At 55.6% G+C, this 19882-nt stretch carries 30 protein-coding genes; 29 read left to right on the top strand and 1 reads right to left on the bottom strand.

Annotation, left to right across the window (positions count from 1 at the left end):
• The first annotated feature begins 150 nt into the window (after positions 1 to 150).
• The 7 genes from GOX21_RS15615 (at position 151) to GOX21_RS15645 (ending at position 5592) form a co-directional block, all read left to right on the top strand.
• Positions 151 to 1395, top strand: a complete 1245-nt coding sequence (locus GOX21_RS15615) for a cation:proton antiporter domain-containing protein (protein ID WP_170378404.1) — start codon at positions 151 to 153, stop codon at positions 1393 to 1395.
• Positions 1396 to 1698: 303 nt separating this feature from the next.
• A complete protein-coding gene (locus GOX21_RS15620) occupies positions 1699 to 2385 on the top strand; it encodes a hypothetical protein (protein WP_170378406.1) in 687 nt (228 codons plus the stop codon).
• 227 nt (positions 2386 to 2612) lie between these two features.
• Positions 2613 to 2927, top strand: coding sequence for a 30S ribosomal protein S10 (rpsJ, locus tag GOX21_RS15625; protein ID WP_008756422.1), 315 nt, complete (start codon positions 2613 to 2615; stop codon positions 2925 to 2927).
• An 18-nt stretch (positions 2928 to 2945) separates the two neighbouring features.
• Complete coding sequence (gene rplC / locus GOX21_RS15630) at positions 2946 to 3671, top strand: 50S ribosomal protein L3 (protein ID WP_170351686.1); 726 nt, start codon at positions 2946 to 2948, stop codon at positions 3669 to 3671.
• Positions 3668 to 4285, top strand: coding sequence for a 50S ribosomal protein L4 (gene rplD / locus GOX21_RS15635; RefSeq protein WP_170362268.1), 618 nt, complete (start codon positions 3668 to 3670; stop codon positions 4283 to 4285). The genes rplC and rplD overlap by 4 nt, the downstream gene beginning before the upstream one ends.
• The gene (locus GOX21_RS15640) at positions 4282 to 4578 is read left to right on the top strand and encodes a 50S ribosomal protein L23 (RefSeq protein WP_170378407.1); all 297 of its coding nucleotides are present in this window, start codon (positions 4282 to 4284) and stop codon (positions 4576 to 4578) included. Before rplD ends, GOX21_RS15640 begins: the two co-directional genes overlap by 4 nt.
• 312 nt (positions 4579 to 4890) lie before the next feature.
• The gene (locus tag GOX21_RS15645) at positions 4891 to 5592 is read left to right on the top strand and encodes a hypothetical protein (protein ID WP_170378408.1); all 702 of its coding nucleotides are present in this window, start codon (positions 4891 to 4893) and stop codon (positions 5590 to 5592) included.
• A 28-nt stretch (positions 5593 to 5620) separates the two neighbouring features.
• Here GOX21_RS15645 and GOX21_RS15650 read toward each other — a convergent pair whose 3' ends face one another.
• The gene (locus tag GOX21_RS15650) at positions 5621 to 6058 is read right to left on the bottom strand and encodes a MarR family winged helix-turn-helix transcriptional regulator (RefSeq protein WP_368040029.1); all 438 of its coding nucleotides are present in this window, start codon (positions 6056 to 6058) and stop codon (positions 5621 to 5623) included.
• 102 nt (positions 6059 to 6160) lie between these two features.
• Between GOX21_RS15650 and GOX21_RS15655 the strand changes: the two genes are divergently transcribed.
• From GOX21_RS15655 to rpsE, 22 genes are all read left to right on the top strand, one after another.
• Positions 6161 to 6742: a YceI family protein gene (locus tag GOX21_RS15655; protein WP_170351684.1), complete on the top strand. Its 582-nt coding sequence runs from the start codon at positions 6161 to 6163 to the stop codon at positions 6740 to 6742.
• 259 nt (positions 6743 to 7001) lie between these two features.
• Positions 7002 to 8036 (top strand): fatty acid desaturase, encoded by a 1035-nt coding sequence (locus GOX21_RS15660; protein ID WP_170351683.1) that lies wholly within the window; start codon positions 7002 to 7004, stop codon positions 8034 to 8036.
• A gap of 1252 nt (positions 8037 to 9288) precedes the next feature.
• The gene (gene rplB / locus GOX21_RS15665; RefSeq protein ID WP_008757664.1) at positions 9289 to 10131 is read left to right on the top strand and encodes a 50S ribosomal protein L2; all 843 of its coding nucleotides are present in this window, start codon (positions 9289 to 9291) and stop codon (positions 10129 to 10131) included.
• 3 nt (positions 10132 to 10134) lie between these two features.
• On the top strand, positions 10135 to 10413 hold the full coding sequence (gene rpsS, locus GOX21_RS15670; protein WP_005980699.1) for a 30S ribosomal protein S19: 279 nt from the start codon (positions 10135 to 10137) through the stop codon (positions 10411 to 10413).
• Positions 10414 to 10416: 3 nt separating this feature from the next.
• Positions 10417 to 10797: a 50S ribosomal protein L22 gene (gene rplV / locus GOX21_RS15675; RefSeq protein WP_039538267.1), complete on the top strand. Its 381-nt coding sequence runs from the start codon at positions 10417 to 10419 to the stop codon at positions 10795 to 10797.
• The gene (gene rpsC, locus GOX21_RS15680; protein ID WP_008758042.1) at positions 10797 to 11507 is read left to right on the top strand and encodes a 30S ribosomal protein S3; all 711 of its coding nucleotides are present in this window, start codon (positions 10797 to 10799) and stop codon (positions 11505 to 11507) included. The genes rplV and rpsC overlap by 1 nt, the downstream gene beginning before the upstream one ends.
• A gap of 12 nt (positions 11508 to 11519) precedes the next feature.
• A complete protein-coding gene (gene rplP, locus GOX21_RS15685) occupies positions 11520 to 11933 on the top strand; it encodes a 50S ribosomal protein L16 (RefSeq protein WP_058283513.1) in 414 nt (137 codons plus the stop codon).
• Between the two features lie 203 nt (positions 11934 to 12136).
• Positions 12137 to 12607: a YHS domain-containing (seleno)protein gene (locus GOX21_RS15690; protein ID WP_170378410.1), complete on the top strand. Its 471-nt coding sequence runs from the start codon at positions 12137 to 12139 to the stop codon at positions 12605 to 12607.
• Positions 12608 to 12928: 321 nt separating this feature from the next.
• Positions 12929 to 13477 carry an amino acid synthesis family protein gene (locus tag GOX21_RS15695; RefSeq protein ID WP_170378411.1) on the top strand — a complete coding sequence of 183 codons (549 nt, stop codon included), beginning with the start codon at positions 12929 to 12931 and terminating at the stop codon, positions 13475 to 13477.
• 49 nt (positions 13478 to 13526) lie between these two features.
• Entirely contained in the window at positions 13527 to 14147 is a 621-nt protein-coding gene (locus tag GOX21_RS15700) for a 2OG-Fe(II) oxygenase family protein (protein ID WP_170378604.1), read from the top strand.
• Between the two features lie 256 nt (positions 14148 to 14403).
• Positions 14404 to 14610, top strand: coding sequence for a cold-shock protein (locus GOX21_RS15705; protein ID WP_170351679.1), 207 nt, complete (start codon positions 14404 to 14406; stop codon positions 14608 to 14610).
• 295 nt (positions 14611 to 14905) lie between these two features.
• Positions 14906 to 15583, top strand: a complete 678-nt coding sequence (locus GOX21_RS15710; RefSeq protein WP_170378412.1) for a hypothetical protein — start codon at positions 14906 to 14908, stop codon at positions 15581 to 15583.
• A gap of 205 nt (positions 15584 to 15788) precedes the next feature.
• Complete coding sequence (gene rpmC, locus GOX21_RS15715; RefSeq protein ID WP_010437082.1) at positions 15789 to 15995, top strand: 50S ribosomal protein L29; 207 nt, start codon at positions 15789 to 15791, stop codon at positions 15993 to 15995.
• A 4-nt stretch (positions 15996 to 15999) separates the two neighbouring features.
• Positions 16000 to 16230 carry a 30S ribosomal protein S17 gene (gene rpsQ / locus GOX21_RS15720; RefSeq protein WP_170351678.1) on the top strand — a complete coding sequence of 77 codons (231 nt, stop codon included), beginning with the start codon at positions 16000 to 16002 and terminating at the stop codon, positions 16228 to 16230.
• 76 nt (positions 16231 to 16306) lie between these two features.
• A complete protein-coding gene (gene rplN / locus GOX21_RS15725) occupies positions 16307 to 16675 on the top strand; it encodes a 50S ribosomal protein L14 (RefSeq protein ID WP_008757934.1) in 369 nt (122 codons plus the stop codon).
• Between the two features lie 2 nt (positions 16676 to 16677).
• Positions 16678 to 16989, top strand: a complete 312-nt coding sequence (gene rplX / locus GOX21_RS15730; protein ID WP_008755589.1) for a 50S ribosomal protein L24 — start codon at positions 16678 to 16680, stop codon at positions 16987 to 16989.
• Positions 16982 to 17542, top strand: a complete 561-nt coding sequence (gene rplE, locus GOX21_RS15735; RefSeq protein WP_170351677.1) for a 50S ribosomal protein L5 — start codon at positions 16982 to 16984, stop codon at positions 17540 to 17542. Before rplX ends, rplE begins: the two co-directional genes overlap by 8 nt.
• Positions 17543 to 17561: 19 nt before the next feature.
• The gene (rpsN, locus tag GOX21_RS15740; RefSeq protein WP_010437098.1) at positions 17562 to 17867 is read left to right on the top strand and encodes a 30S ribosomal protein S14; all 306 of its coding nucleotides are present in this window, start codon (positions 17562 to 17564) and stop codon (positions 17865 to 17867) included.
• Positions 17868 to 17880: 13 nt separating this feature from the next.
• Positions 17881 to 18273 (top strand): 30S ribosomal protein S8, encoded by a 393-nt coding sequence (rpsH, locus tag GOX21_RS15745; RefSeq protein ID WP_010437099.1) that lies wholly within the window; start codon positions 17881 to 17883, stop codon positions 18271 to 18273.
• 12 nt (positions 18274 to 18285) lie between these two features.
• Positions 18286 to 18819 (top strand): 50S ribosomal protein L6, encoded by a 534-nt coding sequence (gene rplF / locus GOX21_RS15750; protein WP_170351676.1) that lies wholly within the window; start codon positions 18286 to 18288, stop codon positions 18817 to 18819.
• An 11-nt stretch (positions 18820 to 18830) separates the two neighbouring features.
• Complete coding sequence (rplR, locus tag GOX21_RS15755; RefSeq protein WP_058283506.1) at positions 18831 to 19190, top strand: 50S ribosomal protein L18; 360 nt, start codon at positions 18831 to 18833, stop codon at positions 19188 to 19190.
• A gap of 116 nt (positions 19191 to 19306) precedes the next feature.
• Complete coding sequence (gene rpsE / locus GOX21_RS15760; protein WP_058283505.1) at positions 19307 to 19876, top strand: 30S ribosomal protein S5; 570 nt, start codon at positions 19307 to 19309, stop codon at positions 19874 to 19876.
• The last annotated feature ends 6 nt before the right edge of the window (positions 19877 to 19882 follow it).

The raw sequence follows: 19882 nt of genomic DNA on the forward strand, positions 1-19882 counted from the left end.
TGTCGAAAATCATCGAGTAAGGCGCTTATGCCAATACTCAAAGAAAGGGCGTCCCTTGGGGCGCCCTTTTTATGTTTGAACATCGGTTCCAAGGCACGCAGAATTGTGCTGCTTGTGTAAGATAGCTCCACAAGCAATATTTGAACCTATATGGAAAACTATCTTTTTCTATCTTTCATTCTTCTCGGGACGGGCATTGCTATTGTTCCGGTCGCCGTATGGCTTGGCCTTGGGTCGGTTCTGGGTTTCCTGATTGCCGGAATGCTGCTCGGCCCTGTCTTGTCGGCGCTGAGTGTTGATGTCGGCAGTCTTGAGCGGTTTGCCGAATTTGGCGTTGTCATGATGCTGTTTCTGATCGGTCTGGAACTGGCGCCAAAGAAACTTTGGGATTTGCGTAAAAGGCTTTTGGGGTTGGGCGGTTTGCAACTGGTTTGTACCTCTCTTGCCGTAATGGGGTTGGCGATGGCGCTTGGGCAGCCGTGGCAGTCGGCCTTGACCATCGGGTTGATATTTTCACTGTCGTCCACGGCTATCGTGTTGCAAACACTGCATGAAAAAGGGCTGCTGATGGGAGCCGGAGGGCAATCCAGCTTTTCGGTTCTGTTGATGCAGGACATAGTGGTGATCCCAATTCTGGCGCTTCTGCCGCTACTGGCTCTGCCGGAACTTGCCGCGATGGGGGGCGGGGCCGTCAGTCACGGGCCCACGACAAGCACCGGGCTTTCACTGAATCTTGTGCAAGGCATGCCGGGATGGCTGAGGGCGCTTGTCACACTTGGTTCGATCATTCTGGTGATTGTTGGCGGTGCTTATCTGACCGGGCCAGTGTTCCGATATGTTGAGTCTGCTAATCTGCCTGAACTGTTCACGGCCATGGCTCTGACCCTTGTGGTCGGTGTGGCCGTGTTGATGATGGCCGTTGGTCTGACACCGGCTCTGGGGGCGTTCATCGCCGGGGTGGTGTTGGCCAATAGCGAATATCGCAATGCGCTGGAAAAAGAGATCACTCCGTTCAAGGGGCTGTTTCTTGGGTTGTTTTTTGTCAGCGTAGGAGCCTCGGTGAACTTCAGGTTGATGGTCGATAATGTAGGCCTGGTCGTCTCGCTGACCTTCGGGGTGATGGCTATAAAGGCGGTGATCCTCTTTGCTCTGGGCCGATTGTTCGGCGTGTCCGGTGCAAATAATTGGCTGTTTGCGCTGGGGATGGCACAGGCCGGGGAGTTCGGGTTTGTGTTGCTGTCCTTCTCGGTCGCAACCCATGTGCTGAGTGCCGATCTGGCGAACACCTTGATCATTGTCGTTGCCTTGTCGATGGTGCTGACGCCGCTGTTCTTTCTTTTTTATGACAAGGTCATTGCGCCTCGATATGTGACGATCCGACCGCCTGAGGGTTAGCGGCTCCTCCTAGGGCGCAGCGTCAGAGAGGTGAAGCTGTCGTTGCGGCGTCCGCGCGGTGTTCTGTGTCCAAGTTTGCGCTTGCGTATTTTCGGGGAACCACTGATTCTAAAGCCCGGTCTGAATGGTTTGGCATCACGGTATTGTGCGGAAATATTGCACGCGTTCTGCCGAGGGTTTCATAGAATGACAGTACTCAGGAACCTTGTTTGCTTGGTATTCCTCGCAACATCAGTGAATGGCCAAGAATCCTCGGATTTAGTTGTTCCGACAAATCGATACATCCGTGAAAACGCGGACCTCATGACGTTGACTCATTGGCCCGATGGAATTGCATTTGAAGCAGTTGGGGACGTTCCTGCTGAGCTAGGATTCCATTCGGCATCAATGCTCAAATTTCTGGGGGAGCATGCAAAAACACAAATCTCGTTACCTGGATCTCCGGGCAACTGGTTTCTGCCTAAAGGCAGTATCGGACCGGAAACAAACTATGCGCTGTTGTTTGGTCGATTGAAAGACGATAAGGCAAGAAATGCGACCAAAGTCTATATTGGCCGTGACATTGATATTGATATCTCAAACGCAAAACCGGAGATTCGACGGTTACTGTCTTCAGGATTGTCTGTTCAAGGTGCTGGATGCTTTGCAGCTTGGGGCGCGAACGAGAAGAATGAGGTGCGAGGGTTCGTATTGGTTGTTGATACCGAAGTTTCGCAGCTTGATCAGAGAGCATGCATTGATCGTTTTGTTCCTTCATCGCTTGGTGTTCTGCCAGTGTTCTCGAACCTTAGTTGGTCCGAGTATGAGGGAAAACGGATTCCGCAAGATGAGCCGTTCGTAGACGAAAGCGAGTTGGTTTTCCTTCTGCGTGCGTCTGCCTATTGTAGAGATGTTTTGGAAGATTTTTCTCTACAATGTCCAGCAGCAATTCTTGGTGATGTGTATCGACATCACGAAAGCACCCTGAGCAATTCAGAGACCGTAAAGTAAGTGACCTAATCTTGGACTTAGAAACGCGAAGCTCTGAGCCTTAGCTCAATTACTTTTTCAATGAGCTTTTAAATCCCCCTTGCCAAACCCCCTACACCCCTGTATCCCGCGCGAGTTCTCAACAAGAACGTTAAGGCGGGGTGATTCCCGCCTTTTGGGTTCGAAGAGGGTTGGCGATGCGCGCTTGTCCTCCTCTCAACCTCAACGCCTGATAAAAGGCTGTTAATATGCAAAGCCAAAACATCCGTATTCGGCTGAAGGCATTTGACTATCGCGTTCTGGATGCCAGCACGCAAGAGATCGTCAACACTGCCAAGCGGACCGGCGCGAACGTGCGCGGCCCGATCCCGCTGCCGAACAAGATCGAGAAGTTCACGGTTCTCCGTGGCCCTCACGTTGACAAGAAATCCCGCGACCAGTTCGAGATCCGCACGCACAAGCGTCTGCTCGACATCGTTGATCCGACCCCCCAGACCGTTGACGCGCTGATGAAGCTCGACCTCGCTGCTGGTGTGGACGTCGAGATCAAGCTGCAGTCGTAAGATCGGAGGGTATAGATTATGCGCTCTGGTATTATCGCAAAAAAAGTTGGCATGACCCGCCTGTTCATGGAAGACGGTAAGCAGATTCCTGTGACCGTTCTTCACCTGGACAACCTGCAGGTCGTTGCACAGCGTACGGCTGACAAAGACGGCTACACCGCCGTTCAGCTGGGCGCCGGTGCTGCCAAAGCAAAACGCACCTCGAAAGCCATGCGCGGCCACTATGCCGCTGCAAAGGTTGAGCCCAAGCGTAAGCTGGCCGAGTTCCGCGTCTCCGAAGATGGCCTGATTGAAGTGGGTGCTGAGATTTCGGCAGAACACTTCCTGGAAGGTCAGAAAGTTGACGTTTCGGGTACCTCGATCGGTAAAGGCTTTGCCGGTGCGATGAAGCGCCACAACTTCGGTGGTCTGCGCGCCTCGCACGGTGTTTCGATCAGCCACCGTTCGCACGGTTCGACCGGTCAGTGTCAGGACCCGGGCAAGGTGTTCAAAGGCAAGAAGATGGCCGGTCACATGGGTGCTGCCCGTGTTACCACCCAGAACCTGGAAGTCGTCAAAACCGACGCCGACCGTGGTCTGGTCTTCATCAAAGGCGCCGTTCCCGGACCGAAATCGGGCTGGGTCACCGTCAAGGACGCCGTCAAGAAGAAAGCACCGGAAGGCCTGCCTTTCCCGGCTGCTGTGAAATCGGCTGCAACCGAAGCACCTGCGGAAGAAGCACCCGCGGAAGGTGGTGAAGCATGAAACTTGATGTAATCAATCTGGACGGCGGCAAAGCCGGCAACATCGAGCTGGATGCAGACCTGTTCGGCCTGGAGCCGCGCGCGGACATCCTGCACCGTGTGGTCCGTTGGCAGCGCAACAACGCGCAGGCCGGCACCCACAAGGTGAAGACCCGCTCGGAAACCAGCTACTCGACCAAGAAGATCTATCGCCAGAAGGGCACCGGTGGCGCTCGTCACGGTGACCGCAACGCGCCGATCTTCCGCAAGGGTGGTATCTACAAAGGCCCGACCCCTCGTTCGCACGGCCACGACCTGCCGAAGAAGTTCCGCAAGCTTGGCCTGCGCCACGCTCTGTCGGCCAAAGCCAAGGCAGGTGAACTGGTTGTGATCGAGAACGCCGAAGCCGAAGGCAAGACCGCCGCTCTGGCCAAACAGGTTGCAAACCTGGGCTGGAAACGCGCTCTGGTCATCGACGGCGCGACCGTGAACGAAGGTTTCCTGAAGGCGTCGCGCAACATCGAAGGTCTGGATATCCTGCCGTCGATGGGTGCAAACGTTTATGACATCCTCAAGCGTGACACCCTGGTGCTCACCAAAGCGGCTGTCGAAGCACTGGAGGCTCGTCTGAAATGAGCGCGAAGGCAGAACACTACGACGTGATCCGCAAGCCGATCATCACCGAAAAGTCGACCATGGCGTCCGAGAACGGCGCGATTGTCTTTGAAGTGGCGATCGACAGCAACAAACCGCAGATCAAAGAGGCCGTTGAGGCGCTGTTTGGTGTGAAGGTCAAAGCGGTGAACACCACCGTGACCAAAGGCAAGGTCAAGCGGTTCCGCGGCCAGTTGGGCCGTCGGAAAGACGTCAAAAAAGCATATGTAACCCTGGAAGAGGGTAACACCATCGACGTGTCGACCGGTCTCTGACCCGGTTACACCAAGCGGTGAGAACATGATCAGGCTTCGCCCCCGAATGGTGGGCGGAGCCTTTTTACGTTTGGGTCAGGAAGCTGCCATGTCCAAGGCAGGAACGGGTATCTGACGGCAGGCCGTTAGCGTTTTGTTACCGGCGTTCTTTCGCCGCTAACCCGTGACAGGGGAGCGGACTGCGTTATCTTCAGTAGTGAACGGGGCAAAAGGTTGAAGATCATTCTGTTGATCGGGCGGTGACTATGGGGTGGTACGCCCAAGCGTTTTGACTGATGCGCCGAATGCTTCGGAAATTATAGGTACGGTCAAATGAACAAACGTGGAGGAAGCAAATCAATCTCTGTGAACTCGGACCGTTATGCGCGCAAGCAGGGGTCCGTTAACCAGCGCTTGCTGGGGCTTTTTATGGGTTCAGTGGGCTCTGCCGATGACGCAGTTTCAGGGTCCCAAACCGAAGCCAATCGCAATCAGTTACTGGGGCAGATGCGGGCTTTCAGCGCCGAGCAATACTTTCAGATCGCTGATGAAAATCTCGGGCTTTTGTCCGTATTCGATGATCTGAAATATGACAGGGCGGATGTCGACATGGTTTCTCCGGCGATGCGGAGACATGTTTTCGGCAAGCTTGGGCCGCTGGGGTTTCGTCAGATCTCGGGCACGGTACTAGAACATCCGCAGGCTGATATGCGCGTGTACATCCCCAAGTTCCACGCCCTTGGGGCGTCGCCCTTCGATATCATCCGCTATACCGACAAACGGCCGCAGGATTTTTGCCTGCTAACGCCGACCCAGGTGGCCTGTCAGTTTATCGACCATTACGAGTTGGATGACGCAGTGCAGAGGGTCGAAGCGCTGATTGTGAAGCATCCGATCAACCTGCTCAAGCTGGCGGATTATCTTGAGGGGAAACCCAGGCACCGTGCTTTTCGCGAGGTGTTGGGCCATATCAAACTAAAGCAGCGCATTGCGGTTGAATCTGAACCACTTTGTCGCAGGCGGTCATTGGGGTGATCGTCGATCTGGGTCTTTGATGTTTCGTTCAATCCGCCTGACGTCCTGCGGACGCAAGGAACGCTTGCCAACCCTCGGCACCGCTAAGTGCGCGCATCTTTTCATGCAGCAGCGGTCCGTAGATTTTCCACATACGTTTACGCAGCTCTTTGCCCTTGTCTGTAATCTGCAGCATTTTACCGCGCCTGTCTCCGGCATAAGATACGAATTCGATTAGCCCCTCAGAAACCATCCGTCTGCTGAGATGAGACAGGTTCGACTGCTCAAAAATGGTGTCTTGAGCAAGTTCAAAAGGGCGCAGCCTTCCTCCGTGCCGCTCAAGCGACCAAAGCAGGTCATACCATTTCAGGGGCGGCAGGCCCGCATCTTTCAAGGCTGCACTGATTTCTGATTGGATAAGCCGGGTTGTCCGGTTCATGGCCACCCAGATGTCTGTTTCCAATGGGGTTGGCAGATCGTTCTTCACAACTTTGTGTTTGCTCCAAATCTTATTGCTGTTGGCTACAAATTCAACTAGATGAAAATTCATCTAAAAACCAGCCCCATTGCAGATGAAAGGAACATCACGATGACTTTCAAATCTATGATCGCAGCCGTTGCCGTAGCTGTCGCCGTCACCCCGGCCTTTGCGCAGACTTACAAAACCGACCAGGGGCATACTGAGGTGCGCTTTGGCTGGAGCCATGCAGGCGTGTCCAACCAGCATGCCGAGTTCACCAAGGCCGAAGGCGTGCTGGACCTGAACGCGGATGATGTCGAGGCATCGACCCTGAACGTGACAATTGACACAAACAGCCTGTCGTCGGGCTTTGGCCCGCTGGACGACCACCTGAAGTCGGCGGATTTCTTTGAGGTCGAAACCTACCCCGAGATCACCTTTGTCAGCACCGGGATCGCGCGGACCGGAGACACCACGGCGGATGTGACCGGTGACCTGACCATCCACGGCGTGACCAAACCCGTGACCTTGAAGGCGACTCTGACCCATCAGGGCGAGCACCCGCTGGGCAGCGCCATCGAATATTACGCGGGCGATTGGGTGGCATTCACGGCAGAGGGCGAGATTGACCACATGGAGTTCGGTGTGGGGCCCTTCTCGACCGGGCCGATCAGCATCATAATTGCAACCGAGATGAAGGCGGACGGCTAATATTACGGTCGACCGAGCCGTTGGGCTGGCGTCAAAAAACACATATGTACGTGGAACGGATGACGCCATCGGCGATTTCACTTGCCAAGATCTGACCCGGCATCGGACAATCGAACAAGGCCTCCGTGACTTCGGAGGCCTTTTTTGAGCGGCAGCACCATAAATTGAACGCCAAACGTCGCGATTGGTCCAGAATCAGGTTGCTATGTCGGTGTGGTCGTCTATCCGGTGTGCTGAAAGAAAAAGATATGGCAGGCACATGACGGAAACCAATCTATCGACCTCGGCAAAGCCGGATGTGACCGCCGCGCGTGACTGGGTGACGACGCTTGCCAAATATCGCGAACCGAACCAGTTGCGCAGTTGGTTCGAGCTTGGCGTCAGCATCATCCCATTCATCGCATTGTGGGCAGTGTCGTGGATGTTCCTGTCCGTCAGCTATTGGCTTGCTTTTGCAGTCTCAGTCCTCAACGCGGCATTCCTGTTGCGCCTGTTTGCCATTCAGCACGATTGCGGGCACGGGGCTTTCTTCACGAACCGAACGGTCAGTGACTGGGTCGGGCGGGTGATCGGAGTGCTGACTCTGACGCCCTATGATGTCTGGCGTCGTACGCATTCCACGCACCACAACTCTTCGGGCAATCTGGACAAGCGGGGGATGGGTGACATCCACACGCTGACGGTGGCCGAATACCGTGCGATGACGTCGATGAACCGATTTTGGTATCGGGTGTATCGGCACCCGATTACCCTGTTTGGCTTTGGTCCCGGGTATCTGTTCCTGTTTCAGAACCGGCTGCCGCTTGGCCTGACGGGTATTCCGAAATTCTGGGTCAGCGCGATGGTCACAAATCTGGCCATTCTGATCGTGTTAGGGGCCATCTACTATTTTGGCGGCATGATGCCGATGTTGCTGATTTTCCTGCCCTCGACCCTGATTGCCGCGGCGGCCGGCGTCTGGCTGTTCTACGTCCAGCACCAATTCGAAGAGACCCAATGGGATCCCGATAAGGATTGGCAACTGCACGAGGCCGCTCTGCACGGAAGCTCGCACTACATCCTGCCGTCGGTATTGCAGTGGTTCAGCGCCAATATCGGCATCCACCATGTGCACCACCTCTACAGCCGCATTCCGTTCTATCGCCTGACCGAAGTGCTGCGCGATCATGATGAGCTGGCAAACAGCAACCAGATGACCATCCGAGAGAGCCTCGCCAACGCGCGCCTGCATCTGTGGGATGAGAAGAGCCGTCGTTTGCTGTCCTTCGCCGAGGCCCGCGCGCTATACGGATGAAGGCACTGCCCATCACTGATCGGACCCACCCGTGCGGAGCGATGAGCAGCGCCAGCGACTGCCCGTGGGATGGCGCTGCTACGTCTGATCAATGTGCTTTATGGTGCCAGATACATCCGAATTCCTAGCGAGGCGTAAGCGTCCCCAAAGCGCCAGCCCGCCGGGACGGGCAGTCGCTGGCGCGGCGGCCTTCGGCCTTGATTCCGCGCTGGATTCATGCTGCGAATTCAAAAGCGTCCTAGATGTTGAGGCGGGATGGACAGTGCAATTGTGTTTGTACGACTATAGCTTATTTCGTTTAGACCGACGTGAAGCAATCAATAAGTAGCTCAGAATTCAGTGGGGCAAACGTGAACTACATTGAGCAGGTGAAAGCAGCAGTTGAGGCACCGGGGAAAGCCGTGTGGACTGTACTGGCTATTAGCGGCACGATTCTCCTAGTTGATTACAATTGGCCTGAGCGATTTGTAGGGCTCCCTAAGTCGGCGCTGCCGCTGGCGAGGGTGATATTCATTGTCTGCGGGTGTCTGGCTTTCAACTCTGTGGTTAAGGCTCTCTTTCTGTTGTGCGGTTGGACCCTCAAGTTTCTCCGAAACACCTTAACAGGTGTCGCAGCCCCATTTCGAAGGCGAAAGGTCAAGAAAAAGTTGTTGGACCTAGAGCTGGGCGAGGTTGTGACTCTCAGTGTGGCTCTCGCAAACGAAGACAGGGCAGTAAACATTAAACCTGACTCAGAAATAGCGATCAGCTTGCTAGACAAAGGTCTAATCAGTCGAACTTCGTTCATCGTTCCTAATCTTGATGGAACTGGAAGCTTCAACATACCGATGGAGGTGTGGAGAGTGATGATATCTTTGGTGGAGTTTCGCTTACATAACCCACGAGCGTTGTTAAGAGCCTTGGGGCAGTTTGGGAATGGACGCCATGTATTGCGTGCTCTTCCACAAGCTCACCCTGCAGTTACTCAGAAAACCGAGGCAAGTTCATAGAATAGTATGACTAGAAGTGCTAACCTTCTTGACGCCAAAAAGCTAATTATTGGTCAGCCATTTTGGATAAAACGATTTGGTTTACCCTATAGACACCCACCCCCAACACTGCTAAATGCACCCAATCTTGCGGCCTCGGATTCGTTCCGGGGCCTCTGATATTTGTAACCGGGGACCTTCGGGGCCCTATACCCTTGGCACCTACGGGGGCCTATCACATAGCGGGGAAACCCCCTGCACTTGCTAAACGGAAGACAGAAAGCATGGCACTTAAGTCGTACAAGCCGACGACGCCGGGCCAGCGCGGGCTGGTGCTGATCGACCGTTCGGAGCTTTGGAAAGGACGTCCGGTCAAGTCTCTCACTGAGGGTTTGACCAAATCGGGCGGCCGGAACAACACCGGACGGATCACTTCACGCCGCCGCGGCGGTGGCGCAAAGCGTCTCTACCGGATCGTTGACTTCAAACGGAATAAATTTGATGTCGCGGCAACCGTCGAACGGATCGAATATGACCCGAACCGGACCGCATTCATCGCACTGGTAAAATACGAAGACGGCGAGCAGGCATATATCCTGGCTCCGCAGCGTCTGGCTGTTGGTGATAAAGTCGTGGCATCCGCCAAGGCCGACATCAAGCCGGGCAACGCAATGCCGTTCTCGGGCATGCCCATCGGTACCATCGTCCACAACATCGAGATGAAGCCTGGCAAAGGCGGTCAGATCGCACGTGCGGCCGGTACTTACGCTCAGTTCGTTGGCCGCGATGGCGGCTACGCTCAGATCCGTCTGAGCTCGGGCGAGCTGCGCATGGTCCGTCAGGAATGCATGGCCACCGTCGGTGCCGTTTCCAACCCCGACAACAGCAACCAAAACCTCGGTAAAGCCGGTCGTATGCGCCACAAGGGCGTTCGTCCGTCGGTTCGTGGTGTTGCAATGAACCCGATCGATCACCCGCACGGTGGTGGTGAAGGTCGTACCTCGGGTGGCCGTACGCCGGTTACTCCGTGGGGTAAGGACACCAAGGGTAAGCGTACCCGCAACAAGAACAAAGCGTCCCAGAAGCTGATCATCCGCTCGCGGCACGCCAAGAAGAAGGGACGTTAATCTATGTCTCGCTCTGTTTGGAAGGGTCCTTTCGTCGATGCTTACGTGCTGAAAAAAGCCGAAGCAGCGCGCGAGTCGGGCCGCAACGAAGTCATCAAAATCTGGTCGCGTCGTTCCACCATTCTGCCCCAGTTCGTGGGTCTGACCTTTGGTGTGTACAACGGCCAGAAGCATATCCCGGTAAACGTCTCGGAAGACATGATCGGTCAGAAGTTCGGTGAATACTCGCCGACTCGCACCTATTACGGTCACGCCGCAGACAAAAAAGCGAAGCGGAAGTAAGTCATGGGCAAGGAAAAGAACCCCCGCCGCGTGGCTGAAAACGAAGCAATGGCGAAAACGCGCATGCTTCGCACCAGCCCGCAGAAACTGAACCTGGTTGCGCAAATGATCCGCGGCAAGAAAGTTGAGAAGGCTCTGACCGACCTGACTTTCTCGAACAAGCGTGTCGCGCAGGACGTCAAGAAGTGCCTGCAGTCCGCAATCGCGAATGCCGAAAACAACCACAACCTGGACGTTGACGAGCTGATCGTCGCCGAAGCATGGGTTGGCAAGAACCTGGTCATGAAGCGTGGTCGTCCGCGTGCCCGTGGCCGTTTCGGCAAGATCATGAAGCCGTTCTCGGAGATCACCATCAAGGTGCGTCAAGTTGAGGAGCAAGCCTAATGGGTCATAAAGTAAATCCGATCGGCATGCGCCTGCAGGTCAACCGCACCTGGGACAGCCGCTGGTACGCCGACACCAAGGACTACGGTGATCTTCTGCTGGAAGACCTCAAGATCCGTGAGTTCATCAACAAAGAGTGCAAGCAGGCCGGTGTTGCCCGTGTGATCATCGAACGTCCGCACAAGAAGTGCCGCGTTACGATCCACACTGCACGTCCCGGTGTCATCATCGGCAAGAAAGGTGCAGACATCGAAGTTCTGCGCAAAAAGCTTGCTCGTATGACCGACAGCGAACTGCACCTGAACATCGTCGAAGTGCGCAAGCCCGAGCTTGACGCGCAGCTGGTTGCCGAGTCCATCGCTCAGCAGCTGGAGCGCCGCGTCTCGTTCCGCCGCGCGATGAAGCGTTCGGTTCAGAACGCCATGCGCATGGGCGCCCTGGGTATCCGGGTGAACGTCGCTGGCCGTCTGGGCGGCGCCGAAATCGCACGGACCGAGTGGTACCGCGAAGGCCGCGTGCCTCTGCACACCCTGCGTGCCGACATCGATTACGCACATGCCGAAGCGATGACCCCCTACGGGATCATCGGGATCAAGGTCTGGATCTTCAAAGGTGAGATCATGGAGCACGATCCGCAGGCACGTGACCGTAAAGCACAGGAACTCCAGGACGGCCCTGCACCTCGTGGTGCTGGTGGCGGTCGTCGCTAAGGAGGGAAAGATATGCTTCAACCAAAGCGTACTAAATTCCGCAAGATGCACAAAGGCCGGATCAAGGGTCTCGCCAAGGGCGGCTCTGATCTGAACTTTGGCACCTACGGCCTGAAAGCTCTTGAGCCTGAGCGTGTAACTGCACGCCAGATCGAAGCTGCACGTCGTGCCATGACGCGTCACATGAAGCGTCAGGGTCGTGTCTGGATCCGCATCTTCCCCGACACTCCGGTCACTGCAAAGCCGATCGAAGTTCGTATGGGTAAAGGTAAAGGTTCGGTCGACCGCTGGGCATGCAAAGTCAAGCCTGGCCGCGTGATGTTCGAGATCGACGGCGTCAATGACGACATCGCCCGCGAGGCCCTGCGCCTGGCCGCGATGAAGCTGCCGATCAAGACTCGCGTTGTGGTTCGCGAAGACTGGTAAGCGATTGGGGGGCTACCCCGCTCGCTAAAAGATTGACCCCCGTCGGGATACCGGCGGGGGTTTTGCGTTCTCGGTTTCAGACGCAGTTTATGGGACTTAAACCATCAATGGCCACATGCCGGTTTACAGACTCGTGACTGGCAATCGGCAGACAGGCGTGGCTAAAGTCGGACGAACCCTCTCTGCCATCGAGTAGGATACTGATGCCAAGTTTTACCCTCCGCCATTTCGTTCTGTTGTTTCTGATGGCCGTTGGTACCGTGGTCGCCCCCGCAAAAACCTGGGCCGCGTCGCCCGAGGTGAACCTAGGGTATTTCAACAAGCTTGCGATGAACGGATATGACGTCATGACTTATTGGCAAGGCGGTGATCCGCAAAAGGGCGATCCTGAAATCACGGCTCAGCACAATGGCGCCATCTGGGTGTTTCAGAGTGAAGAAAACCGTCAGGCTTTTCTGTCTGACCCGGCAAAGTATGCTCCTCAATATGGCGGATATTGCGCTTATGCGGCCAGCCAGAATGCGGTGGCCGATGTCGACCCGTTCGCATGGCGCATCTGGGACGAAAAACTGTATCTGAATTACAGCCCGCAGGTGCGGCGCATCTGGGCCAGCGATATTGATGCCAATATTGAAAAAGCAAACGAGTTCTGGCCCGATTTGCTGAAGAAATAGGGCGTGTCTGGATTCGCATCTTCCAAGATACTCCGGTCACTGCAAAGCCGGTTAAAGTACGTCTGGGTAGAGTTTCAGTTGATCTCTGGGCATGCAAGCTCAAGTCGGATCACTATAAAGCTGCCGATCAAGACCTGTGTTTAGGTTCCCTAAGACTGGTAAGCGACTGGGGACCACTCGTTCGTGACAAGATTGACCCCTGTCAGGACGCCGGCAGGGGGTATTGTGTTAGTCTTTTGCGATCCATCCCACTGATGAGTGAAAAAAGTCGACCTTTGCCCATAGCCCCCATAATCTGCCCAGAGTGAATGGGAGGGTTGTATGTTTCAGCTACGCAAAAAGGTTTTTGTCAAAGAGGTCATAACCACCGACCAGTTTGGGCAACCATGCGCTCCGGTCTGCCGAGTTGCAGCTTTGGCTGTCATACAAAACCCGCTGGCCGGTAAATTCTCGGAAGACTTGTCCGAGCTTTTTGAAATTGGAGGAATGCTTGGGGCAGACCTAGCGTCCGAGGCTGTTTCTCAACTCGACCGAGCGCCGATTTCCTACGGTAAAGCAGCGATTGTGGGTGCGAATGGCGATCTCGAACAAGGTGGCGCATTGATCCATCCGAAACTCGGCGCTCCAATGCGCGCATCAGCAGGTGGAGGTGAAGCCGTCATCCCGTCGAATGCCAAACTTGGGGCACCGGGATGTGCGATTGATCTGCCCCTCGGACACAAGGACAATCCGTGGTCCTTTGACCATTTCGATACCATGACGCTGAGCATTCCCGACGCGCCGAAACCGGATGAGATTGTCATGTGTCTGGCCTACGCGGATGGCGGGCGCCCGATCCCGCGCTGCGGCTCGGGGCCAATCAAAAACTAAGGGTTGGCTGGGGCTGGCCTTGGATCAGAGCTTGGGCTATGCCCAGCCTATGGCCCAGATTGAATCACTCTTCGTTACCCGTCTTTATCGCGCAGCTTTGTCCGAGTTTGGTCCCAAGATCGACCCAGAAGAGCTGGAAAACTCTTGCCTTGTCATTGCCGAGGATGATGAGGCCGGGCAGGAATGGTGTGAGGAGAACGGCTATCCTGGTTACACCAGCTATGCCTCGCTGACCGATCTGCCGTGGCGGTTCCCGATCTTTGCCGAATTGGTCAAGGCTCTGGATAAACACGTGGCGGCCTTTGCCAAGGATTTGGAGTTTGATCTGGGCGAGGGCGAGCTGAAGCTGGAGGACCTGTGGATTAACATCCTGCCCGAGGGCGGGATGCACTCCAGCCACCTGCACCCGCACAGTGTGATTTCGGGCACCACTTATGTGGCGATGCCAGAAGGGGCCAGCGCGTTGAAGCTGGAAGATCCCCGCTCGGGCCGCATGATGGCGGCACCTACGCGTTTAAAAGATGGACGGCGGGACTTGCAGCCGTTCATCTATATGAAACCGCAGGTGGGCGATGTCCTGCTGTGGGAAAGCTGGCTGCGCCACGAGGTGCCGATGAACATGGCCGAGGAAGAGCGGATTAGTGTTAGCTTTAACTACAAGTGGGAATGAGCCCCGGTTCCCCGTACGGTAATTGGACCAGCAGAGCAATTGCGCGGCGAACAGGCGGTGTTCCTGCCAATCACATTTCACCTCGCGTTGTCGAAAAACCTTGCAATGTGAGCGGCCATGAACCATGTGGGGCACGCTTACGTTTTTCTTTTTCGACCACTGTCTCCTGAATTTTGGCGTTCAGTCTCTCGATCCAGACCGACCACGCCGCGCTGTCGCAATCCCGCGGACAGCAATTTAATAGGAGAATACGGATATGGCCAATGGCACCGTAAAATGGTTCAACGCAACTAAAGGTTTTGGCTTCATCGCACCGGAGACCGGTGGCAAAGACGTGTTTGTGCACATCTCGGCTGTTGAGCGCTCGGGTCTGACTGGCCTGGCCGACGACCAGAAAGTAACATTCGACATCGAGCCCGGCCGTGACGGTCGTGAGGCAGCTGTGAACATCGCTCTGGCGTAAGTCACTCAGACTTAGACAGTTGAAGACGCGGTCTCGTGCAAACGAGGCCGCGTTTTGCGTTTGTGGAACAATTTGAAAGACTAATGTAGTCGCTGGCTGCGCCACGAGGTGCTGATGAGCATGGCGGAGGAAAATCGGATCGGGATCAGCTATAATTTTAAGTGGGAGTAGCCGGACGGTTTTGAGCGGAATTCGAACCGAGTTCTAGAGTGTCCTTTTCTATTTGGAATTTGTTTTCAGCTCTCATTGTGATATTTTGAATTGCACTTTTTTAGTCCTGATTAGGAGAAGTGCAATGAGCTATTTTAAGCCTCTAGTTTCAATTAAAATAAACGCGGACCTGAAGACATACGACGTCGAAGCTATCGTTGTTGTCCCAACCGGTTGTTATGCAAGTTTGGGGGGAGAACTCGGAGTGCCGGATGGCTATGTTACGTCTCCAGAAGCTGAACCGATCACACTGAATATCAAGTCAACGGACGGGCCATGCGTTCAAGGGCCACAGGTGCTGAAATTCAAATTGCGCTGGCTGCCAATTACCATTGGCAAGACCTCAGTCGTGGCATTTGTCACCGTGGACGGCAAAGTCAGGGGGGTTGGATCAGCGACGATACCTAACATTTCTGTCGAAGCAACAACAGTACCAACGCCCAGTTCGGGCGTCGATGTCACGTCAGTTTCTGCTTGGATAAACGCGCAACCGCCTGGAAAGCCGACACTCGTTGCGAATGTTGGTGTTTGGGCACCTTGCGCTAACTACAGGTACGATTTCTTCGACAAGGGGCCTTTTGGCATTACAGGCCGAACACGTCTTGTGGAACTTAAGGCATCGCTTCGGGATGTATGCCTGCGTGCAGTGTTCGTAGGTCCGCTACGGTATGAACTAGAACTCGAGTCGGCGGATGATTTTGACTCGTTGGCAATAGAGTTTGAAGGGGAACTTTTTCTCGATAAGCTAGAGGTCGTAGTCTGATTTGCGCAGGAGCCACTGGTCCTAACTGCCAGTGGCTTCCGTTTTACCAAACTTTCCCTTGCCACCCACCCCTGAACCCCCTATAGAGCGGCATCTTGCGTTCCCCCGGCTGAGTCGGGGGATTCGTATGTCTATCATTCATCCACCAGGTCAAAGGTGACCCTGATAAGGGGCCTTCTGGTGTTTTGAGCAAAGGAAAAAGGCGATGAACGCCCAAGAACTGCGTGACAAGACCCCGGACCAGCTCCGCGAGGAACTGGCCAACCTGAAGAAAGAGAGCTTTAACCTGCGCTTTCAACAGGCAACCGGTCAGCTGGAAAACACTGCCGGCATCAAAGCGGCCCGCCGCAATGCTGCCCGCGTCAAAACCATTCTGAACGAAAAGGCCGCTGCCGCGGCATCGGAGGAGTAATCCTATGCCCAAGCGTATCCTGTCCGGCACCGTAACCAGCGACGCCAACGAACAGACCGTAACCGTTTCCGTCGAGCGCCGCTTTACGCATCCGGTTCTGAAGAAAACCATCCGTAAGTCCAAGAAATACCGGGCTCACGATGAAAAGAACGCCTTCAAGGTCGGCGACTCTGTACGCATCATCGAATGCGCGCCGAAATCGAAGACGAAACGTTGGGAAGTTCTGGAGGCGTAAGCTTCCGGGATTTTTCCATTTGTCGAAACCCTGGGGGATCTAACGAGACCAGCCCCCACAGGTCGGGAGAAACCACATGATCCAGATGCAGACCAATCTGGATGTCGCTGACAACTCCGGCGCACGCCGAGTTCAGTGCATCAAGGTCCTGGGTGGTTCCAAGCGTAAATACGCCTCCGTCGGCGACATCATTGTCGTCTCGGTGAAGGAAGCCATCCCACGCGGCCGCGTAAAGAAAGGTGACGTCCGTAAGGCCGTCGTCGTACGCACCGCTAAAGAAGTCCGTCGCGAAGACGGCACCGCGATCCGTTTCGATCGCAACGCCGCTGTCATCCTGAACAACAACAACGAGCCCGTAGGTACCCGTATCTTTGGCCCCGTTGTTCGCGAACTGCGTGGCAAAAACTTCATGAAAATCATCTCGCTGGCTCCGGAGGTGCTGTAATCATGGCTGCTAAACTCCGCAAAGGCGACAAGGTCGTCGTGCTGGCCGGCAAGGACAAGGGCAAAGAGGGAACGATTACCTCGGTTGACCCGAAAGCCGGTAAAGCTGTTGTCGACGGCATCAACATCGCCATCCGCCACACCCGCCAGACCCAGAACAGCCAAGGCGGCCGTTTGCCCCAGGCAAACCCGATCGAGCTGTCTAACCTGGCACTGCTGGACGCAAACGGCAAAGCCACCCGCGTTGGCTTCCGTATGGAAGGTGACAAGAAGGTTCGCTTCGCCAAGACCACAGGGGACGTGATCGATGCTTGATAACGCAACCTATACTCCGCGCCTGAAGGCTCAGTACGCTGAAACCATCCGCCCCGCTCTGAAAGAAGAGTTCGGTTACAAGAACGACATGCAGCTGCCCAAGCTGGAAAAAATCGTTCTGAACATCGGCTGTGGTGCAGAAGCTGTCAAAGATTCCAAGAAGGCCAAAGCGGCTGTCGAGGATCTGACTGCGATTGCCGGTCAGCAGGCCGTTGCAACCAAGGCGAAAAAGTCGATCGCGGGTTTCCGCGTCCGTGAAGACATGCCGCTGGGTGCGAAAGTGACCCTGCGCGGTGACCGGATGTACGAATTCCTGGATCGTCTGATCACCATCGCGATGCCGCGCGTTCGTGACTTCCGCGGTGTTAAGCCGTCTTTCGATGGTCAGGGCAACTTTGCCATGGGCATGAAAGAGCACATCGTGTTCCCCGAAATCGACTTCGACAAAGTCGACGAAGTCTGGGGCATGGACATCGTAATTGCCACCACAGCGAAAACCGACGCTGAAGCAAAGGCACTGTTGAAAGCATTCAACATGCCCTTCAACGCATAAGCGCCGGGAGGATTAAGACATGGCTAAAAAAGCAATGATCGAACGCGAGAAGAAGCGCGAACGCCTGGTGGCCAAATATGCCGCAAAGCGTGCCGAGCTGAAAGAAATCGCGAATGACGAGAGCAAGCCGATGGAAGAGCGTTTCAAAGCGCGTCTGAAACTGGCGAAACTGCCGCGCAACAGCTCGGCTACTCGTTTGCACAACCGCTGTCAGCTGACCGGTCGTCCTCATGCTTACTACCGTAAGCTGAAGGTCAGCCGTATTGCGCTGCGCGAGCTGGGTTCTGCTGGTCAGATCCCCGGCATGGTGAAATCGAGCTGGTAAGGGAGACATAGATATGAATGATCCTATCGGCGATATGCTCACCCGCATCCGCAACGCGCAAATGCGCGGCAAGTCCACCGTTTCCACCCCGGCTTCCAAGCTGCGCGGTTGGGTTCTGGACGTGCTGGCGGACGAAGGTTATATCCGTGGCTACGAAGCGACGACCGGTGAAAACGGTCATCCGGCCATCGAAATCAGCCTGAAATACTACGAAGGCACCCCTGTTATTCGCGAGCTGAAGCGGGTCTCGAAGCCCGGTCGCCGTGTATACATGGGCGTTAATGACATCCCACAGGTCCGTCAGGGTCTGGGCGTGTCGATTGTCAGCACTCCGAAAGGTGTGATGTCGGACGCAAACGCTCGCTCCAACAATGTTGGCGGCGAAGTGCTCTGCACCGTCTTCTAAGGAGGTCTGTCAATGTCTCGTATTGGTAAAAAACCGGTCGAGCTGCCCAGCGGCGTTACCGCCACTGTGTCCGGCCAGACCATCGAAGTGAAAGGTCCGAAAGGCACCCGCAGCTTCACCGCAACCGATGACGTAACGCTGTCGGTCGAAGACAATGTTGTGCAAATCAACCCCCGTGGCATGTCCAAGCGCGCCCGCCAGCAGTGGGGCATGAGCCGCACCATGGTTGCCAACCTGGTAACCGGTGTGACCCAGGGCTTCAAAAAAGAGCTGGAGATCCAGGGTGTTGGTTACCGGGCTCAGATGCAGGGCAACACCCTGAAGCTGAACCTGGGCTACAGCCACGACGTTGATTTCACCGCTCCGGAAGGTGTCACCATCACCGCGCCGAAGCAGACCGAGATCGTTGTGGAAGGTATCGACCAGCAGCAGGTGGGCGAAGTCGCGGCCAAAATCCGCGAATGGCGCCGTCCCGAGCCGTACAAAGGCAAGGGCATCCGCTATAAGGGCGAGTTCATCTTCCGCAAAGAAGGCAAGAAGAAGTAAGGACGCAAACCATGGCAAACAGCAAAAGAACCCTGTTTCTGAAGCGCCGCCTGCGCGTTCGGAACAAACTTCGCAAGGTCAACGCGGGTCGTCCGCGTCTGTCCGTACACCGTTCGAACAAGAACATCTCTGTTCAGCTGATCGACGACGTGCGTGGCGTGACCCTGGCCTCGGCCTCGACCCTGGAAAAAGATCTGGGTGTCGTTGGCAAGAACAACGTCGAAGCGGCCACCAAAGTGGGCGCGGCCATCGCCGAGCGTGCCAAGAAGGCAGGCGTCGAAGAGGCCTATTTCGATCGTGGCGGCTTCCTGTTCCACGGCAAAGTGAAGGCTCTGGCCGACGCTGCGCGTGAAGGCGGCCTGAAGATCTAAGACTTGCGGGCAGCTTTGCGGCTGCCCCGATGATCCGGGGGCCTCGGCAACAGTCGGGGCTCACTTGGATTGAACAAACGGCGCCGATTGCGCCATGTGAGAGAAGGGATGCCAAAATGGCAGAACGTGAAAACCGCCGGGGCCGTGGTCGTGACCGCGACGAAGCACCGGAATTCGCCGATCGTCTGGTTGCGATCAACCGTGTGTCGAAAACCGTAAAAGGTGGTAAGCGCTTTGGCTTCGCCGCTCTGGTGGTTGTCGGCGATCAGAAAGGCCGCGTCGGCTTTGGCAAAGGTAAAGCGAAAGAAGTACCTGAAGCCATCCGTAAGGCGACCGAGCAAGCCAAGCGTCAGATGATCCGCGTGCAACTGCGCGAAGGTCGGACCCTGCACCACGACATCGAAGGCCGTCACGGCGCCGGTAAAGTTGTAATGCGCACCGCACCTGAAGGTACTGGTATCATCGCCGGTGGTCCGATGCGTGCCGTGTTCGAAATGCTGGGCGTCAAGGACGTTGTGTCCAAGTCGCTGGGCTCGCAGAACCCGTACAACATGATCCGCGCCACCATCAACGGCCTGCAGAAAGAGCAGAGCCCGCGTTCGGTTGCACAGCGTCGTGGCAAAAAAGTTGCTGACATCCTGCCCAAGCGGGACGAAGCACCGGCAGCTGCTGAAGCAGAAGCATAAGGAGAG

The sequence above is a fragment of the Ruegeria atlantica genome (genome assembly GCF_013032005.1).
Classification (GTDB): domain Bacteria; phylum Pseudomonadota; class Alphaproteobacteria; order Rhodobacterales; family Rhodobacteraceae; genus Ruegeria; species Ruegeria atlantica_A.

Excerpts from the sequence above, each read along its gene's own strand:
- GOX21_RS15615 (WP_170378404.1), top strand. The coding sequence starts at position 151 with ATGGAAAACTATCTTTTTCTATCTTTCATTCTTCTCGGGACGGGCATT.
- GOX21_RS15620 (WP_170378406.1), top strand. The coding sequence starts at position 1,699 with ATGACGTTGACTCATTGGCCCGATGGAATTGCATTTGAAGCAGTTGGG.
- rpsJ (WP_008756422.1), top strand. The coding sequence starts at position 2,613 with ATGCAAAGCCAAAACATCCGTATTCGGCTGAAGGCATTTGACTATCGC.
- rplC (WP_170351686.1), top strand. The coding sequence starts at position 2,946 with ATGCGCTCTGGTATTATCGCAAAAAAAGTTGGCATGACCCGCCTGTTC.
- rplD (WP_170362268.1), top strand. The coding sequence starts at position 3,668 with ATGAAACTTGATGTAATCAATCTGGACGGCGGCAAAGCCGGCAACATC.
- GOX21_RS15640 (WP_170378407.1), top strand. The coding sequence starts at position 4,282 with ATGAGCGCGAAGGCAGAACACTACGACGTGATCCGCAAGCCGATCATC.
- GOX21_RS15645 (WP_170378408.1), top strand. The coding sequence starts at position 4,891 with ATGAACAAACGTGGAGGAAGCAAATCAATCTCTGTGAACTCGGACCGT.
- GOX21_RS15655 (WP_170351684.1), top strand. The coding sequence starts at position 6,161 with ATGACTTTCAAATCTATGATCGCAGCCGTTGCCGTAGCTGTCGCCGTC.
- GOX21_RS15660 (WP_170351683.1), top strand. The coding sequence starts at position 7,002 with ATGACGGAAACCAATCTATCGACCTCGGCAAAGCCGGATGTGACCGCC.
- rplB (WP_008757664.1), top strand. The coding sequence starts at position 9,289 with ATGGCACTTAAGTCGTACAAGCCGACGACGCCGGGCCAGCGCGGGCTG.
- rpsS (WP_005980699.1), top strand. The coding sequence starts at position 10,135 with ATGTCTCGCTCTGTTTGGAAGGGTCCTTTCGTCGATGCTTACGTGCTG.
- rplV (WP_039538267.1), top strand. The coding sequence starts at position 10,417 with ATGGGCAAGGAAAAGAACCCCCGCCGCGTGGCTGAAAACGAAGCAATG.
- rpsC (WP_008758042.1), top strand. The coding sequence starts at position 10,797 with ATGGGTCATAAAGTAAATCCGATCGGCATGCGCCTGCAGGTCAACCGC.
- rplP (WP_058283513.1), top strand. The coding sequence starts at position 11,520 with ATGCTTCAACCAAAGCGTACTAAATTCCGCAAGATGCACAAAGGCCGG.
- GOX21_RS15690 (WP_170378410.1), top strand. The coding sequence starts at position 12,137 with ATGCCAAGTTTTACCCTCCGCCATTTCGTTCTGTTGTTTCTGATGGCC.
- GOX21_RS15695 (WP_170378411.1), top strand. The coding sequence starts at position 12,929 with ATGTTTCAGCTACGCAAAAAGGTTTTTGTCAAAGAGGTCATAACCACC.
- GOX21_RS15700 (WP_170378604.1), top strand. The coding sequence starts at position 13,527 with ATGGCCCAGATTGAATCACTCTTCGTTACCCGTCTTTATCGCGCAGCT.
- GOX21_RS15705 (WP_170351679.1), top strand. The coding sequence starts at position 14,404 with ATGGCCAATGGCACCGTAAAATGGTTCAACGCAACTAAAGGTTTTGGC.
- GOX21_RS15710 (WP_170378412.1), top strand. The coding sequence starts at position 14,906 with ATGAGCTATTTTAAGCCTCTAGTTTCAATTAAAATAAACGCGGACCTG.
- rpmC (WP_010437082.1), top strand. The coding sequence starts at position 15,789 with ATGAACGCCCAAGAACTGCGTGACAAGACCCCGGACCAGCTCCGCGAG.
- rpsQ (WP_170351678.1), top strand. The coding sequence starts at position 16,000 with ATGCCCAAGCGTATCCTGTCCGGCACCGTAACCAGCGACGCCAACGAA.
- rplN (WP_008757934.1), top strand. The coding sequence starts at position 16,307 with ATGATCCAGATGCAGACCAATCTGGATGTCGCTGACAACTCCGGCGCA.
- rplX (WP_008755589.1), top strand. The coding sequence starts at position 16,678 with ATGGCTGCTAAACTCCGCAAAGGCGACAAGGTCGTCGTGCTGGCCGGC.
- rplE (WP_170351677.1), top strand. The coding sequence starts at position 16,982 with ATGCTTGATAACGCAACCTATACTCCGCGCCTGAAGGCTCAGTACGCT.
- rpsN (WP_010437098.1), top strand. The coding sequence starts at position 17,562 with ATGGCTAAAAAAGCAATGATCGAACGCGAGAAGAAGCGCGAACGCCTG.
- rpsH (WP_010437099.1), top strand. The coding sequence starts at position 17,881 with ATGAATGATCCTATCGGCGATATGCTCACCCGCATCCGCAACGCGCAA.
- rplF (WP_170351676.1), top strand. The coding sequence starts at position 18,286 with ATGTCTCGTATTGGTAAAAAACCGGTCGAGCTGCCCAGCGGCGTTACC.
- rplR (WP_058283506.1), top strand. The coding sequence starts at position 18,831 with ATGGCAAACAGCAAAAGAACCCTGTTTCTGAAGCGCCGCCTGCGCGTT.
- rpsE (WP_058283505.1), top strand. The coding sequence starts at position 19,307 with ATGGCAGAACGTGAAAACCGCCGGGGCCGTGGTCGTGACCGCGACGAA.